Source organism: Janthinobacterium sp. RA13 (genome assembly GCF_000745325.1).
Classification (GTDB): Bacteria; Pseudomonadota; Gammaproteobacteria; order Burkholderiales; family Burkholderiaceae_D; genus Janthinobacterium; species Janthinobacterium rivuli.
Window position 1 is genome coordinate 474,742 of the sequence record NZ_JQNP01000001.1, and the last position, 20,023, is coordinate 494,764.

A 20,023-nucleotide genomic window follows, 5' to 3' on the forward strand; every position below is an offset into this window, starting at 1 on the left:
TAATACGCCATGCGGCGCGACAAGGCCAGAGTACGGCGCGTGCGGGGTTTTGACCACGAATCGATGCGCATATCGATATACGAAAGTGTTCCGATGCACGCTGTTTTCATTCCGTCATCATCAGTGTTTTTTGATCCGGGTTCTCCAGGTTTTTTTTGATGGCCGCCTCGAATACCTTTGCGCACAGCGCCGTCATGGCCTGAATCGGCGCGTCGCTGCGCTCCGGCTGCTGTTCTCGTATGGCACTCATGAAATTGATGCAGTTGTCGGTCATGTGACCTTTCTCCAGCACGGCTTTCACGATCTCGACGCTGGCCCTGGCCAGATGGCGCGCCGTGGCGGGCGACACATTGCCGCGGCCTCGGCCGCCGCTGAACTGTGCCTTTCCCGCTGCCGATGCGCTGCTGTCGGCCAACGCCGCGTCGAGTTTTTTCTCCAGGATATCTCTTTCGCTTGTGGCCTTGTCCACGGCTTGCTGGGCGGCGGCCAGGCGCGCATCGAGCTGGCTCAATTTCAGCTGTGCGGAACTTGCCGCATCCTGCAAGGTCTTAATTTCGGCCGCTGTTTTTTTGGGATCTGCCTTGGCTGCGTCCCGCAGAGCTTGTTGTGCCTGCTCGTTTGCGCTGGCTTGGGCAATGCGCGCATCGCGGACATCGTCGAGGTCGCCTTCGCGCTCGGCGAGGCGTTCTTCCGCCTTGTCAAGCTGCGCCTGGGTTGCCAGGACGCCGGCCGATGCGGTGGACTGGCCTTGTCCCGTCAATGCCGGCTGGCGCGCCACGACCGCGCCCGTTAGCTGTTCGATGGCGAGTACGCCCATTGTCAGGTCTTGCGAGCGTTCCATCAGCAGCATGGTGTCGGCAGGGTTGATCGACTTGTTTTGCGCGTATTCGCAGATACGGAACAGGTGTTCGCGCATCAGGGTGATCGATTGCGAATGCAAGCCGACGCTGGCGGCATTGGCGCTCAGGGCGGTTGAAATGGAGGCGGCGTTCTGACCACTGTTAACGCCGGCGCCGGCGGACGAAATATAGGCTTGCAGGGCATCCGGTGTTGGCTCCGCACAGGTATGTCCTTTGGCATTGGAGTACACGAGGCGCTGGGGGGCGTCCAGATGGATGGCCTTGCCATTGCCCGGCAGTTCCGTCGTGCGGTTGATGGTGTGCAGGTTGGCGCAGCCGGACAGCGCCAGCAGGAGGGAGGCGCTCGCGGCCATGCGCAAGCGTTTGTTGCCTGCGTGGATCAAGTGGAGAGTGCGGCGACCGGTATCGATTGAAGGCATGATGCTGCTCCTTGATGAGGACGAAGTTGCGGAAAACACTGGCGATGGCATGCGCATGGCGGCAGCCGTCGATGCCATGGTGCGTGCCGGAGCGTTGCCGCGCATCCTTCAAGTGAAGGATGCTGCACTGGTTTGCCGTTTTTTTTACAGGTAGGGAACGATGGACAAGGACGGCGCGGATGCCGTTATCGCCGCTTTTTACCGGGCGGCATTGGAGCCATTGCAGTGGAGCGTGGCCATGCGCGCGTTCGCCCGGCTGGCGGGCGGCGACGTCGCCTGCTGTTTCCTGAAGGCGGAAACGGGCGCGGTGCCGTCGCGCGGCTATGTGACCGGGCTGGATCAGGGCGCCTGGGAGGACGGCTACCGGCGCTACTACCACGCGCTCGACCCAGGCTATGCGGTGCTCACGCGGGCGCCGCCCGGGCGCATGCATCTGATGCAGGATTATTTCAGCGAGCAGGCCGTGGCGCGCAGCGAGTATTTCCAGGATTTCTATTTGCGCGCGGGCGTGCGCTATTCCTGCAGCGGCGTCGTGCGCGACAGCGGCGCGCTCACCATCCTGTCCGCGCACCGCGCCGCCGGCCAGGGGCCGTATGACGGGAACACGCGGGGCCAGCTGCAGCGCGTGCTCGACCATCTGCCGAATGTGTTTCGCCTGCGCGATACGGCGCAGCAAGCCCAGGCGCATGGCGCGCTGGCCTGGGAGGCGCTCGATGCCTTGCCGCGCGCCATCTTGCTGACCGACGCCTGCCTGCGGCTGGTTTTCCTGAATGTGGCGGCGCAGCGGCTGCTGGCCGCCACGTCGCCGCTCGCCTCCGTGATCACCATGCACGGCGGTAAGGTGGCTGTGCGCATGAGTCCCTTGCAACAGCAATTGGCGCAGCGCGTGCGCCAGGCCTGCGCGGGACTGGCGTGCCACCGTCCAGCTCCCTTGTATGCCAGTGATGTAGAAGGTCGTCCGGTGCTGGAAATTGGCATCCTGCCGCTGCCTTTGCGCATAGGCGAGGCGGACGGGGCTGGCGCCAGCCTGGCCATGCTGTCCTTGCGGCCGCTGTTCAGGGCAGGGCTGCGGCATTGGCCCGGCACGGCCGAGCGGCCATGCGGTTTGACGGGTGCGGAGTGGTCGCTGGCGCTGGCGCTGGCCGATGGCATGGAGCCTGCCGAGTACGCCTTGCGCCACGGCGTGCGCATCAGCACGGTGCGCAGCCAGATCCAGGCCATCCTGGCCAAGACAGGCACGCACCGCAGCAGCGAGATCGCCAGCCTGTTCAGTGCGCTTGAGTGGCAAGCTGGCGCGCCGCCATAAAAAAACCGGGACATGTCCCGGTTTTGAGCTGATGCGGCGAATTTACTTCTGATAAATCTTATCGAACTCGCCACCATCGTCAAAGTGTTTCTTTTGCGCCTGTTTCCAGCCGCCAAAGACGTCATCGATGCTAAACAGGGTGATCGGCTTGAAGCTGGCCGCGTATTTCTTGGCTACTGTTGCCGAACGGGGGCGCAGGTAGTGCTTGGCGACCAGTTCCTGGCCTGCTTCCGAGTACAGGTATTGCAGGTAGGCCGTGGCTTCCTTGCGCACGCCCCGGCGGTCGACGACCTTGTCGACGACGGCCACCGGCGACTCGGCCAGGATCGAGATGCTTGGATACACCACTTCAAAGTTGTCGCCGAACTCGGCGCGCACCAGTTGCACTTCATTTTCAAACGTCACCAGCACGTCGCCGATTTCACGTTGCGTGAAGGTGGTGGTGGCGCCGCGGCCGCCGCCATCGAGCACGGGCACGTTCTTGAACAGCTTGGTGACGAGGTCGCGCGCCTGCGCTTCGCTGCCGCCTTTTTTCACGGCATAGCCCCAGGCCGCCAGGTAGGTGTAGCGGCCGTTGCCCGAGGTTTTCGGGTTTGGCACGATGACCTTGATGCCGGGCTTGGCCAGGTCGTCCCAATCCTTGATGTGTTTCGGGTTGCCTTTGCGCACCAGGTACACCATGGTCGAGTAGAACGGCGCCGCATTGTTCGGGAATTTCTTGGCCCAGTCGGCCACCACGAGGCCGCGGTCGACGAGGATGTCGATGTCATTGGCCTGATTCATCGTCACGACGGACGCTTCCAGGCCATCGGCCACGGAGCGCGCCTGCTTGCTGGAACCGCCGTGCGATTGCTTGATGGTAATCGTTTCGCCGGTTTTGGCTTTCCAATCAGCAATAAATGCGGGATTCACATCCTTGAACAATTCGCGCATTACGTCGTAGGACGCGTTCAGCAAGACCACGGGTTCGGCGGCGCTGGCGGCCATCGGCAAGCTCATGGCGGCAGCGGAAGCGGCCAGGGCGCTGGCCAGGAACCAGCGGCGCGAGCGTTGGGTGAGCGCTGCTGCGGCAGTCGATACGGCGTTGGAATGGGTCATGTTGAACTCTTGTTGTGAGAATAGATAGACATAGTCTAAAATTCCGGCCGGAAAAGAAACGAATTTTTCGTAATATGCTTAGATTCGATTCCCGTTTGCGCTAAAAAACAGATATCGATTTCTGGAAACATTCGTGGGCAAGATGCGCATCAGCACTTAGTCTGCAGGCATCGCGCCATAGGCAAAACCGGCCCGTGGCGTGCGGCAAAAAACCCGAAAGCGCCGCTTGGTGTATAGTCGAATCGCACGATACAGGGGTAGAACCGTCTGCATCGGCAACTGGAATATTTTGTGAGCGTACATGAGTCTTGAAATTCGTATTGCAACATCGACCGACGCTTTCGAGGCGTGCAACGTATTACGACGCTCCATCGTCGAATGCTGCAGCCTCGATCATCGGGACGATCCGGCCATCCTGGAAGCTTGGCTGGGCAATAAAACACCGCAGATGGTGGCGTGCTGGTTCGCGTCGCCCACCAATTTTTCGCTGGTCGCAGTCGAGGCGGGCGCCGTGGTCGGCGTCGGCTTGCTGACGCGCGCCGGCAAGCTGGCCCTGTGCTACCTGTTGCCCGAGGCGCAAGGCCGCGGCGCGGGCAAGGCCTTGGTCGAGCAATTGGAGACGCAGGCGCGCGAGTGGGGCATCAAGGCCCTGCAACTGCACAGCACGGCCAGCAGCCAGGCCTTTTTCGTCAAGCAGGGGTATGTCGAGGCGGGCAATGTGCGGTCGCCATATGGCGTGGAAACGATTTTTTGCTGGAAACAGATTGATCCCGCGGGTATCGCCAGCGGTGACCCCAAGCGCAAGCGCTTTTGCAACTGCAATTCGGCCTGACGGCTTTTCTGCACTTCAGCCCGCCCATCCGGCGGCGGGCCATTTCCTCCGTTTGAATATTTCCCTTCAGTAACTGATCTGGATATACACGCCTTGCGGCACGCTCTCGTTTGCCGGCAGCAAAGTGCCGCCCGCAAACAGTTTCAGTTCGCCGGGCGCGAACGCCAGCCAGTCCTCGTTTTGCGTCAGCGGATGCGTGGCGATGACGGCGATGCGGTCGTCCAGGTGATTATGCTGGCGAAAGTCGATGCTGCGCTCGCAGTCGATCAGTTGCGCGACGGAAAACGGGTATTCGCGTATCACGAAGTGCAAATGCGTGGAACAGTGGGCAAACAGCAGCTCGCCGTCCGACAGGATGAAATTGAATGTGCCGTGCGCGGCGATTTCCGTGGCGACCTCGGCGATGGCGGCGCGCAAGTCGGCGCGCGCGGGTTCGCCCAAGGGGAAGCGCGTGCGCAAACGGGCCAGCAAGTGGCAAAAGGCCTGCTCGCTGTCCGTGTCGCCGCTGGCGCGGTAGTGCGCATTGGCGGGCGCGCGCCACGTTTTCAAGTCGCCATTGTGGGCGAACGACCAGGTCTTGCCCCACAGGTCGCGAGCGAACGGATGCGTGTTTTCCGGCGCGATGCGGCCCTGCGTGGCCTTGCGGATGTGCGCGACGATGTTTTTCGCCTTCACGGGATGCTGCTGCACCTGGGCTGCCAGCGGCGAATCGATGGCAGCCAGGTGATCCGTCAGCAGGGTGCAGCCGCTACTGGAATGATAGGCGATGCCCCAGCCGTCGCGGTGCTCGTCCGTGCGTCCGCCCCGTTCTGCAAAGCCGGCAAAGGAAAAACCCAGCGCCGCGGGCTTGCTGCTGTTCATTGCGAGTAACTGGCACATGGCGGCCTTTCCTGATGGTATCGGTACATGAGCACAGTAAAGGCCGGGGCGGGTGGCTGGAAGGAATATTTCCGAGTATCGTTATGCGCTGGTCGCCGCATCCCATATGTGCTGGGCGCATATCAAATGGCGAAACCATTCGTTCTCCTTTGGTTGGCGCTGCCTTACTCTGCACACTTTGGCGCCGTCTTCCCCGTGAAGGCAGCTGGCGCAGCCCGATGAAGGAGCACGTATGCCATTTCCCGTCCTGAAAAATTACCTGGCCCGCCTGTCGCACCAAACCCAGGCCGGCACCAGCGTCTGGCTCGACGGGGAGGGCAGGGCGCTGGGGCGCTTTTTCAATTGCACCATGACCAGCGCTTTCCAGCCGCTGCGCGAATTGGACAGCGGCAAGCTGGTGGCGTTCGAGGGGCTGGCGCGCAGCGTGTCGAAGGCGGACGAAGGCTTGTCGCTGTGGCGCTTGCTCGATCACGCGGCCAGCGACGATGAATCTGTGGAGCTGGACCGGCTGTGCCGCATGCTGCACGCCATTAATTTTTTCCGCCAGAGCGAAGCGGAGGAAGCCGACCTGTATCTGAACGTGCATGACCGCCTGCTGAGCGCCGTCAGCAGCAATCACGGCCACGCCTTCCAGCGCATCCTCGACGCGCTGGGCTTGCCCATCGAGCGCATCGTGCTGCAATTGCCGACGGTCACGCCGAACCAGGGCTGGCTGCTCAACTATGTGGCCGACAATTACCGCCGCAACGGTTTCCGCCTGGCCATCAATGTGGCCAGCGTGCAGGAGGCCACGGGCATGCTGGAGCGTTTGCACCCGCATGCGTTCAAGCTTGACGCGGGCAACCTCAGCGACGAGCAGGCCGTCGCCAGCTTCGTCACCGTGTGCCATGCGGCGAAAATCCGCGTCATTTTCAAACGCCTCGACACGCCGGCCGCGCTGGCTGCGCTACAGCGCATCGCCGCCATCACGGGCTTGCCCATCGTCGCCCAGGGTTATCTGCTCGACAAGCCATTGACGGCGCTGGCGCAGGCGAAAGGCGCGGGCGTCGCCGTCGCAGCTGCCGCCTGACGCAAAATGCCTTGAAATGAGGGCGACACGATAGGCATTGAGGGTTTTTCTTCGCGGCACAATACGCTATAGTATTCCCATCGTTATATTGGACTGACTATGGCATCGCGCAGAAATTTTCTACACCACGGTATGGGCCTGGCCGCGCTGGGCCTGGTTGCCACCCCGCTCATCGGCTGCGCCTCGCGCACGGCCGCTCCCGCCTCGGCTTCGGCCAGCGCCAAGCCGCGCGCGCCGCGTACGGCCGTGCCGCCGCAGCCGACGCAACTGGCCAGCATCGACCGCTCGGTCACCTCGCAATCGCGCTCGGTCATCACCGAGATGGAACCGCCACCCGACATTTTTGATGCGCAAGCGCTGGACCTGGAATTCTGGCTCAAGCCCCGCACCCTGGAAGTGGTGCGCCCGGCCAGCAATGAAAAGGCGAAATTGCTGTACTGGAAAGATGGCGAAGTCATCGATTCGGCCTACCAGGAACTGTGCCACTTGCTGCGCGACGTGAACGGCAAGAAGACGGCGCCCATCGACCCGAAACTGCTGGAAACCCTGTGGGGCACGCAAGCGTTCGTGGCCCGCTACGGCATCGAGCAGCCGCTGGAGATTTTGTCGGGCTACCGCACGGCCGAGTCGAACAGCCGCCTGCGCGAAGCGGGCGTGCCGGCCGCGCGCCAGTCGCTGCACATCTCGGGCCGCGCCGCCGACATCCGCGTGGCGAACCTGAATGCAGAAGTGCTCGGTTCGCTCGTGCGCAGCTTCAAGCAGGGCGGCGTGGGCTTCTATTACCGCAACGGCCCGCGTGGCGGCTGGATCCATGCCGATACGGGATTGCAGCGCGTCTGGAAAGGCTAGGAGCTTTTTAGTCGTAATGGTAAGGCGGCTCCGGCACGCTATCGCGTTCGGTGCGCCGCCATTCATCGAAATTCACGGGGCGTTCCCAGTAAATGCGCCAGCCCAGGCGCTGGCTGGTTTGCGCTTCTGGATGGTCGCGCAGGTAGCCGTCGATAAAGCGCGTGAATTCCGAGACATAGCCGCCGCGGCGGTAGGGAAGTGGATGAGTCATGGCTCCTCCTGCTATCGAGATTTCTTTCATTCTATCGCCGGCGGCGCAAACGTGCCGCCCGCTTTCCGCTTCCCATTTTTCGATTCCATGAAACTCTCCAGCCATAACATCGAACTGTTCCTGGCCGTCGTCGACGGCGGCTCGTTCTCGGCCGCCGCGCGCGCCTTGCGGCGGGCGCCGTCGGCCGTCAGCATGGCGATGGCCAATATCGAGGCGGAACTGGGCATCACCCTGTTCGACCGGGGCGCGCGCGAAGCCGTGCCCACGCCGGCCGCGATGGCCCTGATACCGCATGCGCGCCTGATCGCCGAACAGTTGAAACAGTTGCACCTGCACGTGCAGGAATTGTCGCAGGGACTGGAAAGCCGCATTTCGCTGGGCATCGCGGCCGAGCTCGACCATACGCCCTTCCTGGCCGCCGTGCGCGCGCTGTCGCAGCGCCATCCGCTGCTTGACATCGAAGTGCTGACGGCACCGCAGGATGATGTGCTCGACATGCTGCACCGGGGCCGCATCAGCGCCTGCATGGCGTTTGCTGGCGGACGCATCAATCACGAGGAACAGTTCCAGCTGGTGGGCAGCGATGCCTTGCTGGCGATTATCTCGACCCAGCATCCGCCCAGCGCGGCGGGCCAGCCCTTGTATATCGAGGAATTGGTGAATCTGCGCCAGATCATCGTTGCCAGCCGCGAACTCGACCTGGCCGATGCGCGCCCCGTGGTAGGGCTGTCCTATTGGCGCACGGACAGCTTGCCGATGGCGCTGGCCATGGTGGAAGCGGGCTTGGGATGGGGCAACTTTGCCGCCTCGGCCATCCAGCATTCGCTGGCGGCGGGGCGGGTACGCTGCGTGGCGTTCAAGAATACGGGCAATGGCCTGGTCGTGCCCATCCACCTGGTGTGGATGAAGGACCGGCCGCTGGGCATGGCGGCGCGGTCCTTTCTTCAGTTGCTCAGCGAAGCTGCCTGAACGTCCGCTGGCTCTTCCTTCGGCTGCTGCGCCGACAGGGGCACGCCGAATAAACCATCGAAGAAATAGTTAAAAATGAAGCTGTAGCACGGGATGATCAGCATCAGCGCGAAGTCCAGCACAAACGCTTGCCACAGGCTGATGTCGAGCCACCAGGCGATCAGCGGGATCAGATAGATGACCAAGGTGATCTGGAAGCCGATTGCGTGCAGGATGCGGCGCCAGACCGTGCGCGTGCGTGACACTTGCCGGATTTCCCAGTATTCGAAGGCCGTGTTGTAGAGCAGGTTCCAGATCACGGCGATGGTGGTGATCATGATGGCCAGCGGCCCCGTGCTGGTGGGCGACTCGCCCGAAAGCAGGGTCAGCCAAAGCGTGGAAATGGCCATGCCGATGATTTCAAAGGCGGTGACGTAGACGATTTTGCGTTTGATGCCTTGCATGTAAAGCCTGTAAAGAAGAGATGGTGCGTATTTTAAGTCAGGTATGTTGATCTTTGAAGTCGATAGCTGTCAGTTTTTCTGATGAATCCACTGGAGGAATACCATGTGCGCCATGAACGGTGGATAATGGCGGCTGGCAGGCAACCGGTCCCGCCGCATCACCGCAGAAAAGGTCAACCAGCATGCAAGGCGCAGCAGACAGCAACATCCCCGACATCCCCGACATTCCCGACACGCCGGCCAGTGCGGACGAACGTCCCCGTTTCCGCCCCCGTCCGTGGGAGCACCTGGAAACGCCGTACGACGTGGAAGTGTGGATCGAAGAACATAACCGCAGCATGCAGGACAATATCCGCGCCACGGAAACGGGCGTGGGCATCTGCTTCACCCTGGCCGAAGGGGGCGATATCTATATGCAGACAAGCGCCGACGGCGCCGTCGTGCTCGACGTGACGCCGGACGCGGCCTGGGTCGCTCCCCTGATCAGCGCGGCCACGGGCTGCGAGACGCCGGACTCGTCGCTGTGGATCTTGCCTGACGATAAATTGATCCAGCTGATCGTGGGCTTATCAAGCCTGGTGGCCAGCACCTTGCTGGTGGTGGGCCATGATTTCGGCTTGCGCCGCCGCCGCATGGGCCGCTGAGCCGGCCGCACGCCGATGGGGCCGGGAGGCCATGCCCCTTGTCCCGCTCCCGTTTGCGCTGTATCATGCGGGAGTTGCAAAATATGCCATGCCCGCGCCTGGCACGCCTTCCACCTGCACTCCGATGAAAAGCCTGTAATGCATAATGACAAACTGGACCTTCGCAACATCAGCCTGGTGTGCGTGGAAACGCGTTATCCCGAGCTGGCCAGCTTTGCCATCGAGCGCTGCCTGGCCGGCGCCGATTTCAAGGAATGCCTGCTGTTCACTTCCCGCCTGCATGATTTGCCCCCGCATATACGCCAGGTACTGATCGCCCCCATCGAGAGCGTGGAAGCGTATTCGGCATTCATGGTGCATGAGCTGGGCGCCCATTTCAGCGGCACGCATGTGCTCGTCATGCAGTGGGACAGTTTTATCGTCGATGCACGCCAATGGCAGGACGCTTTCCTGGACTGCGACTATATCGGTTCACCGTGGTCGCATCGCCCGGTGGTCGTCGGCAATGGCGGCTTTTCGCTGCGTTCGCGGCGTCTGTATGACGTCTTGCCGCAGCTGGCCATCACGCAACCCCATCCAGAGGATTATGCGATCTGCGAACTGCATGGCGACCGGCTGCGCCAGGAGTTTGGTGTGCGTTTCGCCGATGCCGGCCTGGCCTCCAGCTTTGCCTTCGAAGGCATTATGCCGGCCGGTCCCACGTTCGGTTTCCATGGTTTTTTCAACTTTGGCGAAGTGCTGGACGACACGGAACTGACCGACTACCTGCGCAAGTGCGACGATGCCACGCTGCATGCGCCAGTCGCGCGCGGGCTGATCAAGCAGTTGTATCGCTCCGGCCGCTACCGGATGGCGCTACGGGTATTGCGGCGGCGCCTCAACGGCGGCGCGTCGTTATTCGGCGATGCTTGCCTGCTTGCCTTGCGGACAGGCATGCACGCGCTCAAGCATGGCCGCTCGCGCCCGGCTTCACCGCGCGCCTAGCCGTCCTGACGGCCGCCACGCTTGTGCCGGAAGTGTCATGCATGGCATGCATCGCTCGACACTGCGCGTTGCGCATGCTAGTCTCGGGACAGCGTCCGCCTGATTGCCTGGGCGGTGGTGCAAAGGATAGCCATGGACAATACGCCGCATGCGGTCTCAGCTCCTGATTCCTCCCTGCATGGCCACGACCCCGTGCCGTGGCCAGCCATGTCTTTGCTTGACGATGGCGTCTTTAGCCCGGAACGGGTGAAGGCCGAACGCGAGCAAGCCTATTTCAACGATTTATACCTGCTGGCGCCCGTCGCCTATTTCGTGCTGGGCATCGATGGCGCGATCGTGCAGGTCAACCTGGTGGCGGCCGAATTGTTCGGCCTGGTACGCGAGCGCCTTGGCCACGTGCTGTTCCGTTCGTATGTGCATGAGGCATTCCGCCACGATTTCGAGCAGTTCGTGCAGCGCGTGCTCAATAGCAGCGAGCCCGAGCGCATCCAGCTGCAGGTACGGCTGCGTCCGCCGTGTCCCGGCGCGCGCGAGGCCGGCTTGCCCGTCAGCCTGCTGGGCAGCGCCGATCCGAACGGCCAGGCGCTGCGGCTGGTGCTGGAACAGGCCGAGGGCAAGCTGGCCGCGCTCGAACGCAGCGAAGAGCGCTTCCGGCGCATCGTGCACAGCGCCGAGGAGGGCATCTGGGAAATCGATGCGCAGGCGCTGACCAGCTTTGTCAATCCGAAGATGGCGCAGATGCTCGGTTGCCGGATCGAGGATATGCTGGGCCAGCCGCTGGCCGCCTTCATGGATGACGAGGGGCGCACCATCCTGGAGCGCAATATTGCGCGGCGCCAGGATGGCATCGTCGAGCGCCACGAATTCAAGTTCCAGCGGCGTGACGGCAGCACCTTGTGGGCCACCCTGGCCACCAATCCCATCTTCGACTCCTGCGGCACCTATTTGGGCGCGCTGGCGCTGGTCAGCGACATCACGGCGCAGCGCGCGGCGTCCGAGCGCATCTGGCGGCAAGCCAATTTCGATCCCTTGACGGGATTGCCGAACCGCCACATGTTCCTCGACCGCTTGCAGCATGAGGCGCGGCACGCCAAACGGGAGGGCGCTTGCCTGGCCCTGCTGTTCATCGACCTCGACCATTTCAAGCAGGTGAATGACCGCCTCGGCCACGAGAAGGGCGACATGCTGTTGCGCCAGGCGGCGCTGCGCATCAGCGCGCATGTTCGCGCCACCGATACGGTCGCGCGCCTGGGCGGCGACGAGTTCACCGTCATCCTGGCCGGTGTGGGGCAGCTGGGCGGCATCGAACGCGTGCTGCAGGAATTGACGACGGCGCTGGCCCTGCCGTTCGTGCTCGATGGCGATACGGCGCAAGTGTCGGCCAGCGTGGGCGTGGCGCTGTATCCGGCCGATGCCGAGGCGCCGGACACCTTGCTGCGGCATGCAGACCAGGCCATGTATGCGGCCAAGAGCGCGGGGCGCAATGGCTACAGCTATTTCACGCCGGCCTTGCAGCAGGCGGCCGATCTGCGCCGCGCCACGGTGCGCGAGATGCGTCTGGCACTGGCGCAGGACCAGTTCGAAGTGCATTACCAGCCCATCATCCGCCTGTGTGATGGCACCATCGAGCGGGCCGAGGCGCTGCTGCGCTGGCGCCATCCGCTGCGCGGCTTGCTGCTACCCGCCGATTTCATTGGTTTTGCCGAGGCCAACGGCCTGATCATCGATATCGGTGAGTGGGTGTTTCGCCAGGTCGTACGCCAGGCGCGCCAGTGGCAGGACGAGCATGGCGCCATGTTCCAGGTATGTATCAACAAGTCGGCCGTGGAATTTCGCTGCGATGCCGCGCTGTACCAGGATTGGGGCAACGCCCTGGCGCGGGCGGGCCTGGCGCCGGGCGCCATCGTCATCGAAACAACGGAAGCCGTGCTGCTCGACGAGGCGCGCCAGGTGGCCGACCGCCTGCGCCAGTTGCGCGCCATGGGCCTGGCGCTGGCGCTCGACGACTTTGGCGCAGGTAACATCTCGCTGGCCTGCCTGAAAAGGGGCGATCTTGAAGTGCTCAAGCTCGACTGCTCGCTGGTGCGGGATCTGGGGCCGGGAGACGCTGCGCTGGCCGTATGCGCGGCCATCATCAGTCTGGCGCAGGGGCTGGGCCTGACAGTGGTGGCGGAAGGCGTGGAAACGGCCACGCAGCGTGACTTGCTGCGGGCCGCCGGTTGCGATTATGCGCAGGGTTATGTATTTTCAGGCGCGGTGCCTGTCGAGCAGCTGAGCGCAATGCTGGCCGCGGGCCGGCGTTTTTAATCCAGGCCCAGCAGCGCGACGACTCGCTCGCGGCTGATGCCGACCAGCGCCGAGCTGATCGCCAGCAGCGATTCATAGCCGGGCTGGCTGGCCTTTTCCGTGAAGTTTTCCGCCAGGGTATCCATGCTGACGTGCACTTGTACCGGTTGCGCGCGGGCCACCCGTCCCGTCGCTTGCGCCATGGCCAGGCTGACGGAGCTGCGCGCCGCCTGCAACCGCGCCAGCGCCTGCACCACTTGCTGCAAGGTGGCGCGCAGGGCTTCCGTGTCGCCCGTATGCCATTCTTCCGGGGCGATGGCGGCTGGTTCCGCATCCGTGCGCACGCGGCTCATCTGGCCGGTCGGGTAGCGGATGCCGCTGCCGCGCACGGACAGGCTGTCGCGCACGTTGGTCCAGGCCGCTTCCGATGTGCTGAACACCAGTTCGCCATTTTCGCCCAGCTTGACGCCGATGCCGGACGGCATCAGTGCGCGGTCGAAGCGCGAGACGATTTCATTCTGGCTCAGGCCAGGTTCGATATTCACCGAACGCAAGGCCTGGTTCGCGCCGCCGACGGAAAAGGCCAGCACTTCCTGCGGGCCTTCCTGCAGGCTGGCCATGGTCAGGCCGCGGATGCTGAAGTTCTGCTGCGCCGCCTGCGGGCTGGTATAGCTGAGCTGTGCGTCGAGCGAGCCGCCCGAGGCGCTGGCGCGCTGGCGCCAAGTATTGCTGAACTGGCGTACCCTGGCCTCGACTTGTCCTTCGCGGCCCTGGCGCGCGGCAAGTTTGGCCGCCAGTTCGCTTTTCAGCGCCTGCAACTGGCTGCTGCTGCGTTCCAGATAGTCGAGGGTTTGTTGCGCGTTAGAAATTTCCCCCTGCAACTGGTGATCCCAGTTGCTCAGGCCACGCTGCAGGTTCGCCGTTGAACTCCTCGCTGCTGGCGCCTCGCTGCGCGCGCTGGCGCTGCCTTTGACCGCGGCGGACGCGTCATCGACGACGCGCGCGGTGCCGGCGCCTTTGGCATTGACGCCGGAAGAGGAGGAGGTCTGAACGATTTGCATGATGGTCAGAGAAGATCAAACAGGGAAATGGTGCCAACCTTGGCGTAGGCTTTATAGGTTGCCTGCAGGGCCGTCTGGTAACCGGTCAGTTCAATGGCCGCCGCGCCCATGTCGGTCTTTTTCAGATCGGACAAGGCCATGTTGTTCGACAGCGATACATTGGCCAGGTTGCCGGAGAGCGTGGTGAGGATGTTTTGCGCGCCGCCAAAGATGGCGATCTTGCCGGAAAGTAAATCCATGCCGTCATCGGTGCCATCGAGCGCCGCGCCCACCACGCTGCGCACGGCTGGGTCGTTCGGGCTGACGCCAGGCACGCCCAGCGTGGTGATAGCCTGGTCGATCTTGTTCAGCCACACTTGCAGCTTGTCCACGTCGACGTTGGCCGCCTGCGTCACGCCATTGCCCACCACCACGGTTTGCGTGGCGGTGTTGCCGTTGTAAGTGTAGCGCAAGCCGGGGGCCGCGGCGGGATTGAAAGCGATGGCCGGCTTGTCGGTATCCGTGCCGGAAAACATGTAGCGGCCTTCCTGATCCTTCAGGTTGGCCGTGTACAGCACGCTGTCGCGCATGGCGATCAGCGATTGCGTCATCGCATTCAGGTCGTCCGGCGCATTGCTGCCGTCGGCGGCCCACACCAGCAGGTCGCGCACCTGGCCCATGTCGGTGACCATGCTCGACAGGTAGTTTTCATTTTTCAGCAGGCGCACTTTCACCGTGGCGATATTGTCCTGGTATTGCGCGACCATGGCTTGCTCGCGCGTCAGGCGCGAAATGCGCACGTTGCCGATCGGATCGTCCGATGGCAGCTGGATGCGCAAGCCCGAGGACATTTGCTGGGTCAGGTAATTGATGCGTTCCTGATTTTGCTGAAGAGAAATATTAATCAGCGATTGGTACTGGCTGCTGGCGACACGCATGCTCTTCTCCTTAACCCATCATTTGCAAAGTGGCATCAAACAAGGTATTCGCCACGGAAATGACTTTCATGTTTGCCTGGTACATATTCTGGAATTCGACCAGGTTCATCGCTTCCTCGTCCTTGTTCACGCCGCTGGTGGACTTCCAGTCGTCGATGGCTTGCGCGCGCACCGTGTTGGACGTCTTCAGCAGGGCCTGGTTCTGCTGGCTGTAAATAGCCAGCTTGCCGACCAGCTGCGTATCCGCATCGCTCATCAGGACGGAACCCACCCAGCTCACATTGATCGATTGATTCTTGATATCGATCAATTTCTGCAAGTTGCCGCTGTCGCCGGCCGCGCCCGTCAGCGACAGGGCTAGGTCCTTGGCGTTGAAGCCTGGAGTAATGCTCAGCTTGCCATTCGCGTAGGCCAGCAGGGGGCCGCCGGGGTTGCCGGTCATGGTCTTGCCCAGTGCCAGCTGTGCGTTGACCTTGTTGGTCAACTGGGTGGCCATGTCTTGCAGCGACTGTTGCAGCGGTTTCAGGGTATTTCTCTCGAATTCGCCCAGGCCGCCCATCTGGCCGCCGATGGCGACCAGATCGAGGGTGTACGAGGACTTGGCGAAATCAAGGCTCAGGGTTTGCTCGCCCGTGTTCGTCATGTTGCTGGTCAAGGTGCCGGCCAGACTGCCGATGACCAGCGGCTGGCCCGACTTCAGCGAGATATTGCGCGAGCCGTCCGGCTGGTCGAGGACGTCGATGCCCATTTGCGCGGCCAGGCCGTCGATCAGCTGGTCGCGCGCATCCATCAGCGATGACACGTTCGTGCCCGAGGCCGCGGAGGTGCTGATGCGCTGGTTCAGTGCGGCGATATTGGCCAGGGTTGTATTGGCTTGCGGCACGATCGCTGCACGTTGTTGCTGCAGCGACAGCAGCTGGTTGCCCATCACGGTGCTGATGCTGTTGAAGCGCTGCGACATGGCGTCGGCCGAGGTGATGATCTGCTGGCGCAGCGGTGTCGAGGTCGGGTCGACGGCCGAGGCATTGAGCGCGGCGAAAAAGCCGTCGATGCCGTTGCTGATGCTGGAGGCATCGTCGCCCATCACGCGCTCGAGCTGCGTCAGGTAAGGCTGGGTCTGCGAACGGGCGCCCTGGTCGGACGCGGCACGCCACATTTGCTGGCTTTTATAAGCATCGGCAAAGCGCAGCAGGGCGGACACTTCCACGCCATTGCCGGCCGAGCGTACGCCGGCGGTGGCGCCAAGCGAAGACAACAGCACGCCTTGACGGGTGTAGCCCGCCGTTTGCAGGTTGGCGATGTTCTGGCTGGCCGCATTCAGTGCGGCCTGGGCGGCGATGCTGCCTGACAATGCATTGCTGATGATGCTCATTGGGCAAGTTTCTTTCGTGAAGAGTGTGGCGCGTGCGGGTGGGCAGGCCTTGAATCGTTGTTACCTTGTACAGGCGACGCTTCAGACGGTTTTATTAAGCGGCGCTGCAATATTGTCGGTCTTGACAGTGCTTTTGGCTGCCACGGGCGCGCTGGCCGCCGGCAGCAACTGGCGCAGAATGGCGTCGGCGATGCCGAAGGCGCGCTGGCCGGCCATCTTGTCGGCTACCAGGTTGTCGGCCATTTCCAGCATGTCGCTGTTGACGGGGTCCTTGAAGACGCTGTCTTCGCCGGCCATCTCGCGCGTGCCCGAGCGCATCTGGCGCAGCATGTGCGAGATGAAGAACGCTTCGAACTTGACGGCCGCCTCGGTGGCCTTGGCCGCATAGCGGGGATCGGCCGGCGTGGCCGCCGCAGGAGACTTGTCGTCGAGCGCCGAGGGCAGGGCGCTGCTGCTGTCATTGATATTAATCATCAAATTACCACCAGTTCGCCTTCGATGGCGCCAGCCTGGTCGAGGGCTTGCAAAATTGCCATGATGTCATCGGGCGAGGCGCCCAGGCTGTTGACCACGTCGATGATCGATTGCAGCTTGGCGCCGGCCGGCCATTTGAACATATTGCCGTTGCCCTGGTCGACCGACACTTTCGATTGCGGCGTGACGGTGGTCTGGCCGCGGCCGAACGGCGCCGGCTGGCTCACGGCCGAGCTTTCGGAAATGACGACCTTGAGCGAGCCGTGCGTGACGGCGGCCGCCTTCACGCGCAAGCCTTCGGCGATGACGACGGTGCCGGTGCGGGAATTGAAGACCACTTTCGGCGTATCGACGCCCACATCGACGGTCAGCGCTTCGAGTTTGGCCATGAAGGCCACGCGCTGGGTCGGGTTTTCCGGCGCCAGCACTTCCACGCTGGTGGCGTCGCTGGTGGTGGCGACGGCGCCAAAGCGGCGGTTGACGGCTTCGACGATATTGATCGCCGTTTCGAAATGCGGATGGCGCAGATTCAGGGTGACGGTCGGCTTGGTCGAGAAATCGCTGAGGATTTCGCGCTCGATGTTGGCGCCGTTGGGGATGCGGCCCGAGGTGGGCGTGTTGACGGTAACGGACGAGCCGCTCTTGCCGGTGGCGTTCAGGCCGCCGACGACGACGTTGCCTTGCGCCAGCGCATAGGTTTCATTATCGGCCGCGCGCAACTGCGTCAGCAGCAAGGTGCCGCCGCGCAAGCTTTTCGCATCGCCCAGGGACGACACGGTGACGTCGATGGCCTGGCCACGGCGGTATCCTGGTGGAAACACGGCGCTGACCATGACGGTGGCGACGTTCTTGCTTTTCGATTCGGCGCCGTCCGGCATTTTGACGCCGAACTGCTTGAGCATGTTGACCACGGACTGGCTGGAAAACTTCACCTGGGTGGTGTCGCCGCTGCCGTTCAGGCCGACGACGAGGCCATAGCCGACCAGCGGGTTGTCGCGCACGCCCTCGATGCTGACCAGGTTGCGCAGCACTTGCGCGGCGCTGGCGGGCAGGGCAAAGCCGGACAGCGCAGCGAGCATGGCTGCCAGGGGCAGGGCGGAACGAAATTTCATGAGCTCACCTTAAAACGGCATCCATGGGCCGACGAAGAAGCGCGTCAGCCAGCCTGGTTTGTTGGCTTCGGCGAGGGTGCCCTGGCCGGAATAGGCGATCTGCGCATTGGCGATGCGCAACGATGACACCTGGTTGTTGGAATCGATATCGGCCGCGCGCAGGTAGCCGCGCAGGCGCACGAATTCCTCGCCCTGGTTCAGGGTCAGGGTTTTTTCGCCCTGCACGCGCAGCAAGCCGTTCGGCAGCACTTCCTGCACGATCACCGTGATGGCGCCGGACAGTGCGTTTTGCTGCGTGCTGGTCGAGTCGCCGGCGAAGTTGCGGTCGGCCGACAGGTCGATGCCCGTCTTGGGGAAAGTCTTGCCGAGGATGTTGGCCGCCTGCACGCCGACGGACGAGCCCTTGTTGAACGAGGTGCCTGCCTTCTTGCTCGCTTGCGTGGTTTCTTGCAGGGCCACCGTGACGACGTCGCCGACGCGGAAGGCGCGGCTGTCGGAAGTCAGGGCCAGGCCTGCGTCAGGATTGAAGACGCCGCCCGCGATGCCGCCGCGCGCAGTGCTGCGCGGCGCCACGGGCAGCGGCGTATCGGAAAAGCTGGGCGCCAGAGGGGCCACCGGCTGGCTGGCGCAACCGGCCGCCAGGACCAGCAGCAGCGCCGCTCCGGCTTTCAGTGCGGCCTTCATCAACGTGCCGCTTGCGCCAGGTATTGCAGCATATTGTCGGCGGCCGACAGCACCTTGGTGTTCATTTCATAGGTGCGCTGGGCTGCGATCATGTCGACCATCTCTTCGACCACCTGCACGTTCGAGCCTTCCAGCGCAAACTGTTTCAGCTTGCCCAGGGCGCCTTCGCCGGGGCGGCCTTCCGTCGGCGTGCCGCTCGATGCCGTTTCCTGGAACAGGTTTTCACCGAGTGCCAGCAGACCGGTCGGGTTGACGAAGCTGGAGAGGTTCAACTGGCCCAGTTCGGTACCGGCGACATTGCCCGGTACGGTGGCCGTGACCATGCCGTTTTCGCCGATGGTGATGGCCGTGGCGTTGTTCGGCACGGTGATTTGCGGCACCAGAGGCAAGCCCTGGGCGTTGACCATCACGCCGTTTTCATTGATGCCCAGTTGGCCGGCGCGCGTGTAAGCCGCTTCGCCGTTCGGACGCAGCACTTGCAGGAAACCGTTGCCGGTGATGGCGACGTCGAATTCGCGGCTCGTCGTTTGCAGGCTGCCGGTGGTAAACACCTTTTGCGTGCCGACCATGTGGGTGCCGTTACCCAACTGCACGCCCGAGGGCGAGAGGGTGTTGTCGGCGCGCTGCGTGCCCGGTTGCTGCTCGACCTGGTAAAACAGGTCTTCGAAGACGACGCGGTCGCGCTTGAAGCCGACGGTGTTGACGTTGGCCAGGTTATTCGCGATGGCTTGCAGTTTGGCATCTTGTGCCTGCACGCCGGTCTTGCTGATCCACATTGCTGGATTCATGGTTTACTCCTGATAATTGGTTGGCGTTGGGCTTAAGCGCCCAGCAGGCGGTTACCCGATTCCGTCATGGAATCGCTGGCCTTGAAAATTTTCATCTGCATCTCGAAACTGCGGTTCAGGCTCATGGTGGCGACCATTTCCTCGACGGCAGAGACGTTGCTGCCTTCCAGGTGGCGGTCGCGGATGCGTACCGCCGGATCGGCTTGCAAGTCTTCGCCGCCGCGCGCCACGATCAGGCCCGCTTCGTTCTTGGTCAGCTCGCCCGCTTCCGCGTTGACCAGCTTGAGCTTGTCGACCGTCTGCATCTGCGCGGTGCCCGGCACCTGGATGGAAATCGTGCCATCGCCGCCGATCGACAGGCTGGTGTGTTCGGGTATCGTGATCGGGCCGCCTTCGCCCAGCACGGGCCGGCCATTGATGGTCAGCGCGCCCGTTTCATCGAGATCCATGGCGCCGGCGCGCGTGTAGGCTTCGCCGTTTTGCCACTGTACCGCGAGAAAGCCGGGGCCCGTGACGGCCACATCGAGTTCGCGTCCCGTTTCCTTGATGGCGCCCGTGCGCGTACCGATGGCGCTCGACTGCGTCTGCGTCATGTGGCGGTCGTCGTAGCCATAGCCGTTTTGCAACGGCTGGGCGGTGGACACCTCGAGGTTGGCGCGAAAGCCGCCCGTCTCGATGTTGGCCAGGTTGTTGGCGTGTACCTGCTGTGCCCGCAGGGCACGGTCGGCCCCGCTCATGGCGGTATAAATCAGCGCATCCATTGCTT

Annotated in this window: 22 protein-coding genes; 9 read left to right on the forward strand and 13 right to left on the reverse strand. The window is 62.9% G+C overall.

What is annotated here, in order from left to right; all coding sequences use genetic code 11:
• Positions 1 to 106 precede the first annotated feature (106 nt).
• Positions 107 to 1,279 carry a hypothetical protein gene (locus FG13_RS02075; RefSeq protein ID WP_152598648.1) on the reverse strand — a complete coding sequence of 391 codons (1,173 nt, stop codon included), beginning with the start codon at positions 1,277 to 1,279 and terminating at the stop codon, positions 107 to 109.
• On the opposite strand from FG13_RS02075, the gene FG13_RS30345 reads away from it, so the two are divergent.
• Positions 1,278 to 1,433: a hypothetical protein gene (locus FG13_RS30345; protein ID WP_161784138.1), complete on the forward strand. Its 156-nt coding sequence runs from the start codon at positions 1,278 to 1,280 to the stop codon at positions 1,431 to 1,433. The two genes, FG13_RS02075 and FG13_RS30345, sit on opposite strands and share 2 nt — an antisense overlap.
• Before the next feature lie 6 nt (positions 1,434 to 1,439).
• On the forward strand, positions 1,440 to 2,585 hold the full coding sequence (locus FG13_RS02080) for a helix-turn-helix transcriptional regulator (RefSeq protein WP_051958379.1): 1,146 nt from the start codon (positions 1,440 to 1,442) through the stop codon (positions 2,583 to 2,585).
• 42 nt (positions 2,586 to 2,627) lie between these two features.
• On the opposite strand, the gene FG13_RS02085 is transcribed toward FG13_RS02080, so the two are convergent.
• Positions 2,628 to 3,683 carry a sulfate ABC transporter substrate-binding protein gene (locus FG13_RS02085; RefSeq protein WP_035817963.1) on the reverse strand — a complete coding sequence of 352 codons (1,056 nt, stop codon included), beginning with the start codon at positions 3,681 to 3,683 and terminating at the stop codon, positions 2,628 to 2,630.
• Positions 3,684 to 3,984: 301 nt separating this feature from the next.
• On the opposite strand from FG13_RS02085, the gene FG13_RS02090 reads away from it, so the two are divergent.
• Positions 3,985 to 4,515: a GNAT family N-acetyltransferase gene (locus FG13_RS02090; protein ID WP_035817966.1), complete on the forward strand. Its 531-nt coding sequence runs from the start codon at positions 3,985 to 3,987 to the stop codon at positions 4,513 to 4,515.
• 66 nt (positions 4,516 to 4,581) lie between these two features.
• Here the strand turns inward: FG13_RS02090 and FG13_RS02095 are convergent, their stop codons facing one another.
• Positions 4,582 to 5,394, reverse strand: a complete 813-nt coding sequence (locus FG13_RS02095; protein ID WP_081922384.1) for a class II glutamine amidotransferase — start codon at positions 5,392 to 5,394, stop codon at positions 4,582 to 4,584.
• Positions 5,395 to 5,626: 232 nt separating this feature from the next.
• Between FG13_RS02095 and FG13_RS02100 the strand changes: the two genes are divergently transcribed.
• Both FG13_RS02100 and FG13_RS02105 read left to right on the forward strand, forming a co-directional pair.
• The gene (locus tag FG13_RS02100) at positions 5,627 to 6,463 is read left to right on the forward strand and encodes an EAL domain-containing protein (protein WP_035817972.1); all 837 of its coding nucleotides are present in this window, start codon (positions 5,627 to 5,629) and stop codon (positions 6,461 to 6,463) included.
• A 99-nt stretch (positions 6,464 to 6,562) separates the two neighbouring features.
• Positions 6,563 to 7,312, forward strand: a complete 750-nt coding sequence (locus tag FG13_RS02105; protein WP_374106421.1) for a YcbK family protein — start codon at positions 6,563 to 6,565, stop codon at positions 7,310 to 7,312.
• Positions 7,313 to 7,319: 7 nt separating this feature from the next.
• Here the strand turns inward: FG13_RS02105 and FG13_RS02110 are convergent, their stop codons facing one another.
• Positions 7,320 to 7,523, reverse strand: a complete 204-nt coding sequence (locus FG13_RS02110; protein WP_035817978.1) for a DUF3460 family protein — start codon at positions 7,521 to 7,523, stop codon at positions 7,320 to 7,322.
• Between the two features lie 87 nt (positions 7,524 to 7,610).
• Here FG13_RS02110 and FG13_RS02115 point away from each other — a divergent pair, with 87 nt between their 5' ends.
• Positions 7,611 to 8,492 carry a LysR family transcriptional regulator gene (locus FG13_RS02115; RefSeq protein WP_035826890.1) on the forward strand — a complete coding sequence of 294 codons (882 nt, stop codon included), beginning with the start codon at positions 7,611 to 7,613 and terminating at the stop codon, positions 8,490 to 8,492.
• Here FG13_RS02115 and FG13_RS02120 read toward each other — a convergent pair.
• The gene (locus FG13_RS02120) at positions 8,468 to 8,935 is read right to left on the reverse strand and encodes a PACE efflux transporter (protein ID WP_035817981.1); all 468 of its coding nucleotides are present in this window, start codon (positions 8,933 to 8,935) and stop codon (positions 8,468 to 8,470) included. The two genes, FG13_RS02115 and FG13_RS02120, sit on opposite strands and share 25 nt — an antisense overlap.
• 182 nt (positions 8,936 to 9,117) lie before the next feature.
• On the opposite strand from FG13_RS02120, the gene FG13_RS02125 reads away from it, so the two are divergent.
• The 3 genes from FG13_RS02125 to FG13_RS02135 all read left to right on the forward strand — a co-directional run bounded on the left by FG13_RS02125 (position 9,118) and on the right by FG13_RS02135 (position 12,870).
• On the forward strand, positions 9,118 to 9,579 hold the full coding sequence (locus tag FG13_RS02125; RefSeq protein ID WP_235211641.1) for a hypothetical protein: 462 nt from the start codon (positions 9,118 to 9,120) through the stop codon (positions 9,577 to 9,579).
• A gap of 138 nt (positions 9,580 to 9,717) precedes the next feature.
• Positions 9,718 to 10,563 carry a DUF5672 family protein gene (locus FG13_RS28680; protein ID WP_051958382.1) on the forward strand — a complete coding sequence of 282 codons (846 nt, stop codon included), beginning with the start codon at positions 9,718 to 9,720 and terminating at the stop codon, positions 10,561 to 10,563.
• A 132-nt stretch (positions 10,564 to 10,695) separates the two neighbouring features.
• Entirely contained in the window at positions 10,696 to 12,870 is a 2,175-nt protein-coding gene (locus FG13_RS02135; protein WP_200880239.1) for a putative bifunctional diguanylate cyclase/phosphodiesterase, read from the forward strand.
• On the opposite strand, the gene FG13_RS02140 is transcribed toward FG13_RS02135, so the two are convergent.
• The 8 genes from FG13_RS02140 to FG13_RS02175 all read right to left on the reverse strand — a co-directional run bounded on the left by FG13_RS02140 (position 12,867) and on the right by FG13_RS02175 (position 20,018).
• Positions 12,867 to 13,910, reverse strand: a complete 1,044-nt coding sequence (locus FG13_RS02140) for a hypothetical protein (RefSeq protein ID WP_035817985.1) — start codon at positions 13,908 to 13,910, stop codon at positions 12,867 to 12,869. The two genes, FG13_RS02135 and FG13_RS02140, sit on opposite strands and share 4 nt — an antisense overlap.
• Positions 13,911 to 13,915: 5 nt before the next feature.
• Positions 13,916 to 14,827 (reverse strand): flagellar hook-associated protein FlgL, encoded by a 912-nt coding sequence (gene flgL, locus FG13_RS02145; RefSeq protein ID WP_035817988.1) that lies wholly within the window; start codon positions 14,825 to 14,827, stop codon positions 13,916 to 13,918.
• A gap of 10 nt (positions 14,828 to 14,837) precedes the next feature.
• Complete coding sequence (flgK, locus tag FG13_RS02150; RefSeq protein ID WP_035817990.1) at positions 14,838 to 16,199, reverse strand: flagellar hook-associated protein FlgK; 1,362 nt, start codon at positions 16,197 to 16,199, stop codon at positions 14,838 to 14,840.
• A gap of 81 nt (positions 16,200 to 16,280) precedes the next feature.
• On the reverse strand, positions 16,281 to 16,673 hold the full coding sequence (locus FG13_RS02155) for a flagellar biosynthesis protein FlgJ (RefSeq protein ID WP_402721045.1): 393 nt from the start codon (positions 16,671 to 16,673) through the stop codon (positions 16,281 to 16,283).
• Positions 16,673 to 17,785, reverse strand: a complete 1,113-nt coding sequence (locus tag FG13_RS02160) for a flagellar basal body P-ring protein FlgI (protein WP_035817993.1) — start codon at positions 17,783 to 17,785, stop codon at positions 16,673 to 16,675. Before FG13_RS02160 ends, FG13_RS02155 begins: the two co-directional genes overlap by 1 nt.
• 9 nt (positions 17,786 to 17,794) lie before the next feature.
• Positions 17,795 to 18,469: a flagellar basal body L-ring protein FlgH gene (flgH, locus tag FG13_RS02165; protein ID WP_035817996.1), complete on the reverse strand. Its 675-nt coding sequence runs from the start codon at positions 18,467 to 18,469 to the stop codon at positions 17,795 to 17,797.
• The gene (flgG, locus tag FG13_RS02170; RefSeq protein ID WP_167468652.1) at positions 18,469 to 19,257 is read right to left on the reverse strand and encodes a flagellar basal-body rod protein FlgG; all 789 of its coding nucleotides are present in this window, start codon (positions 19,255 to 19,257) and stop codon (positions 18,469 to 18,471) included. Before flgG ends, flgH begins: the two co-directional genes overlap by 1 nt.
• Positions 19,258 to 19,289: 32 nt before the next feature.
• Positions 19,290 to 20,018, reverse strand: coding sequence for a flagellar basal body rod protein FlgF (locus FG13_RS02175; protein WP_035817998.1), 729 nt, complete (start codon positions 20,016 to 20,018; stop codon positions 19,290 to 19,292).
• Between the last annotated feature and the right edge of the window lie 5 nt (positions 20,019 to 20,023).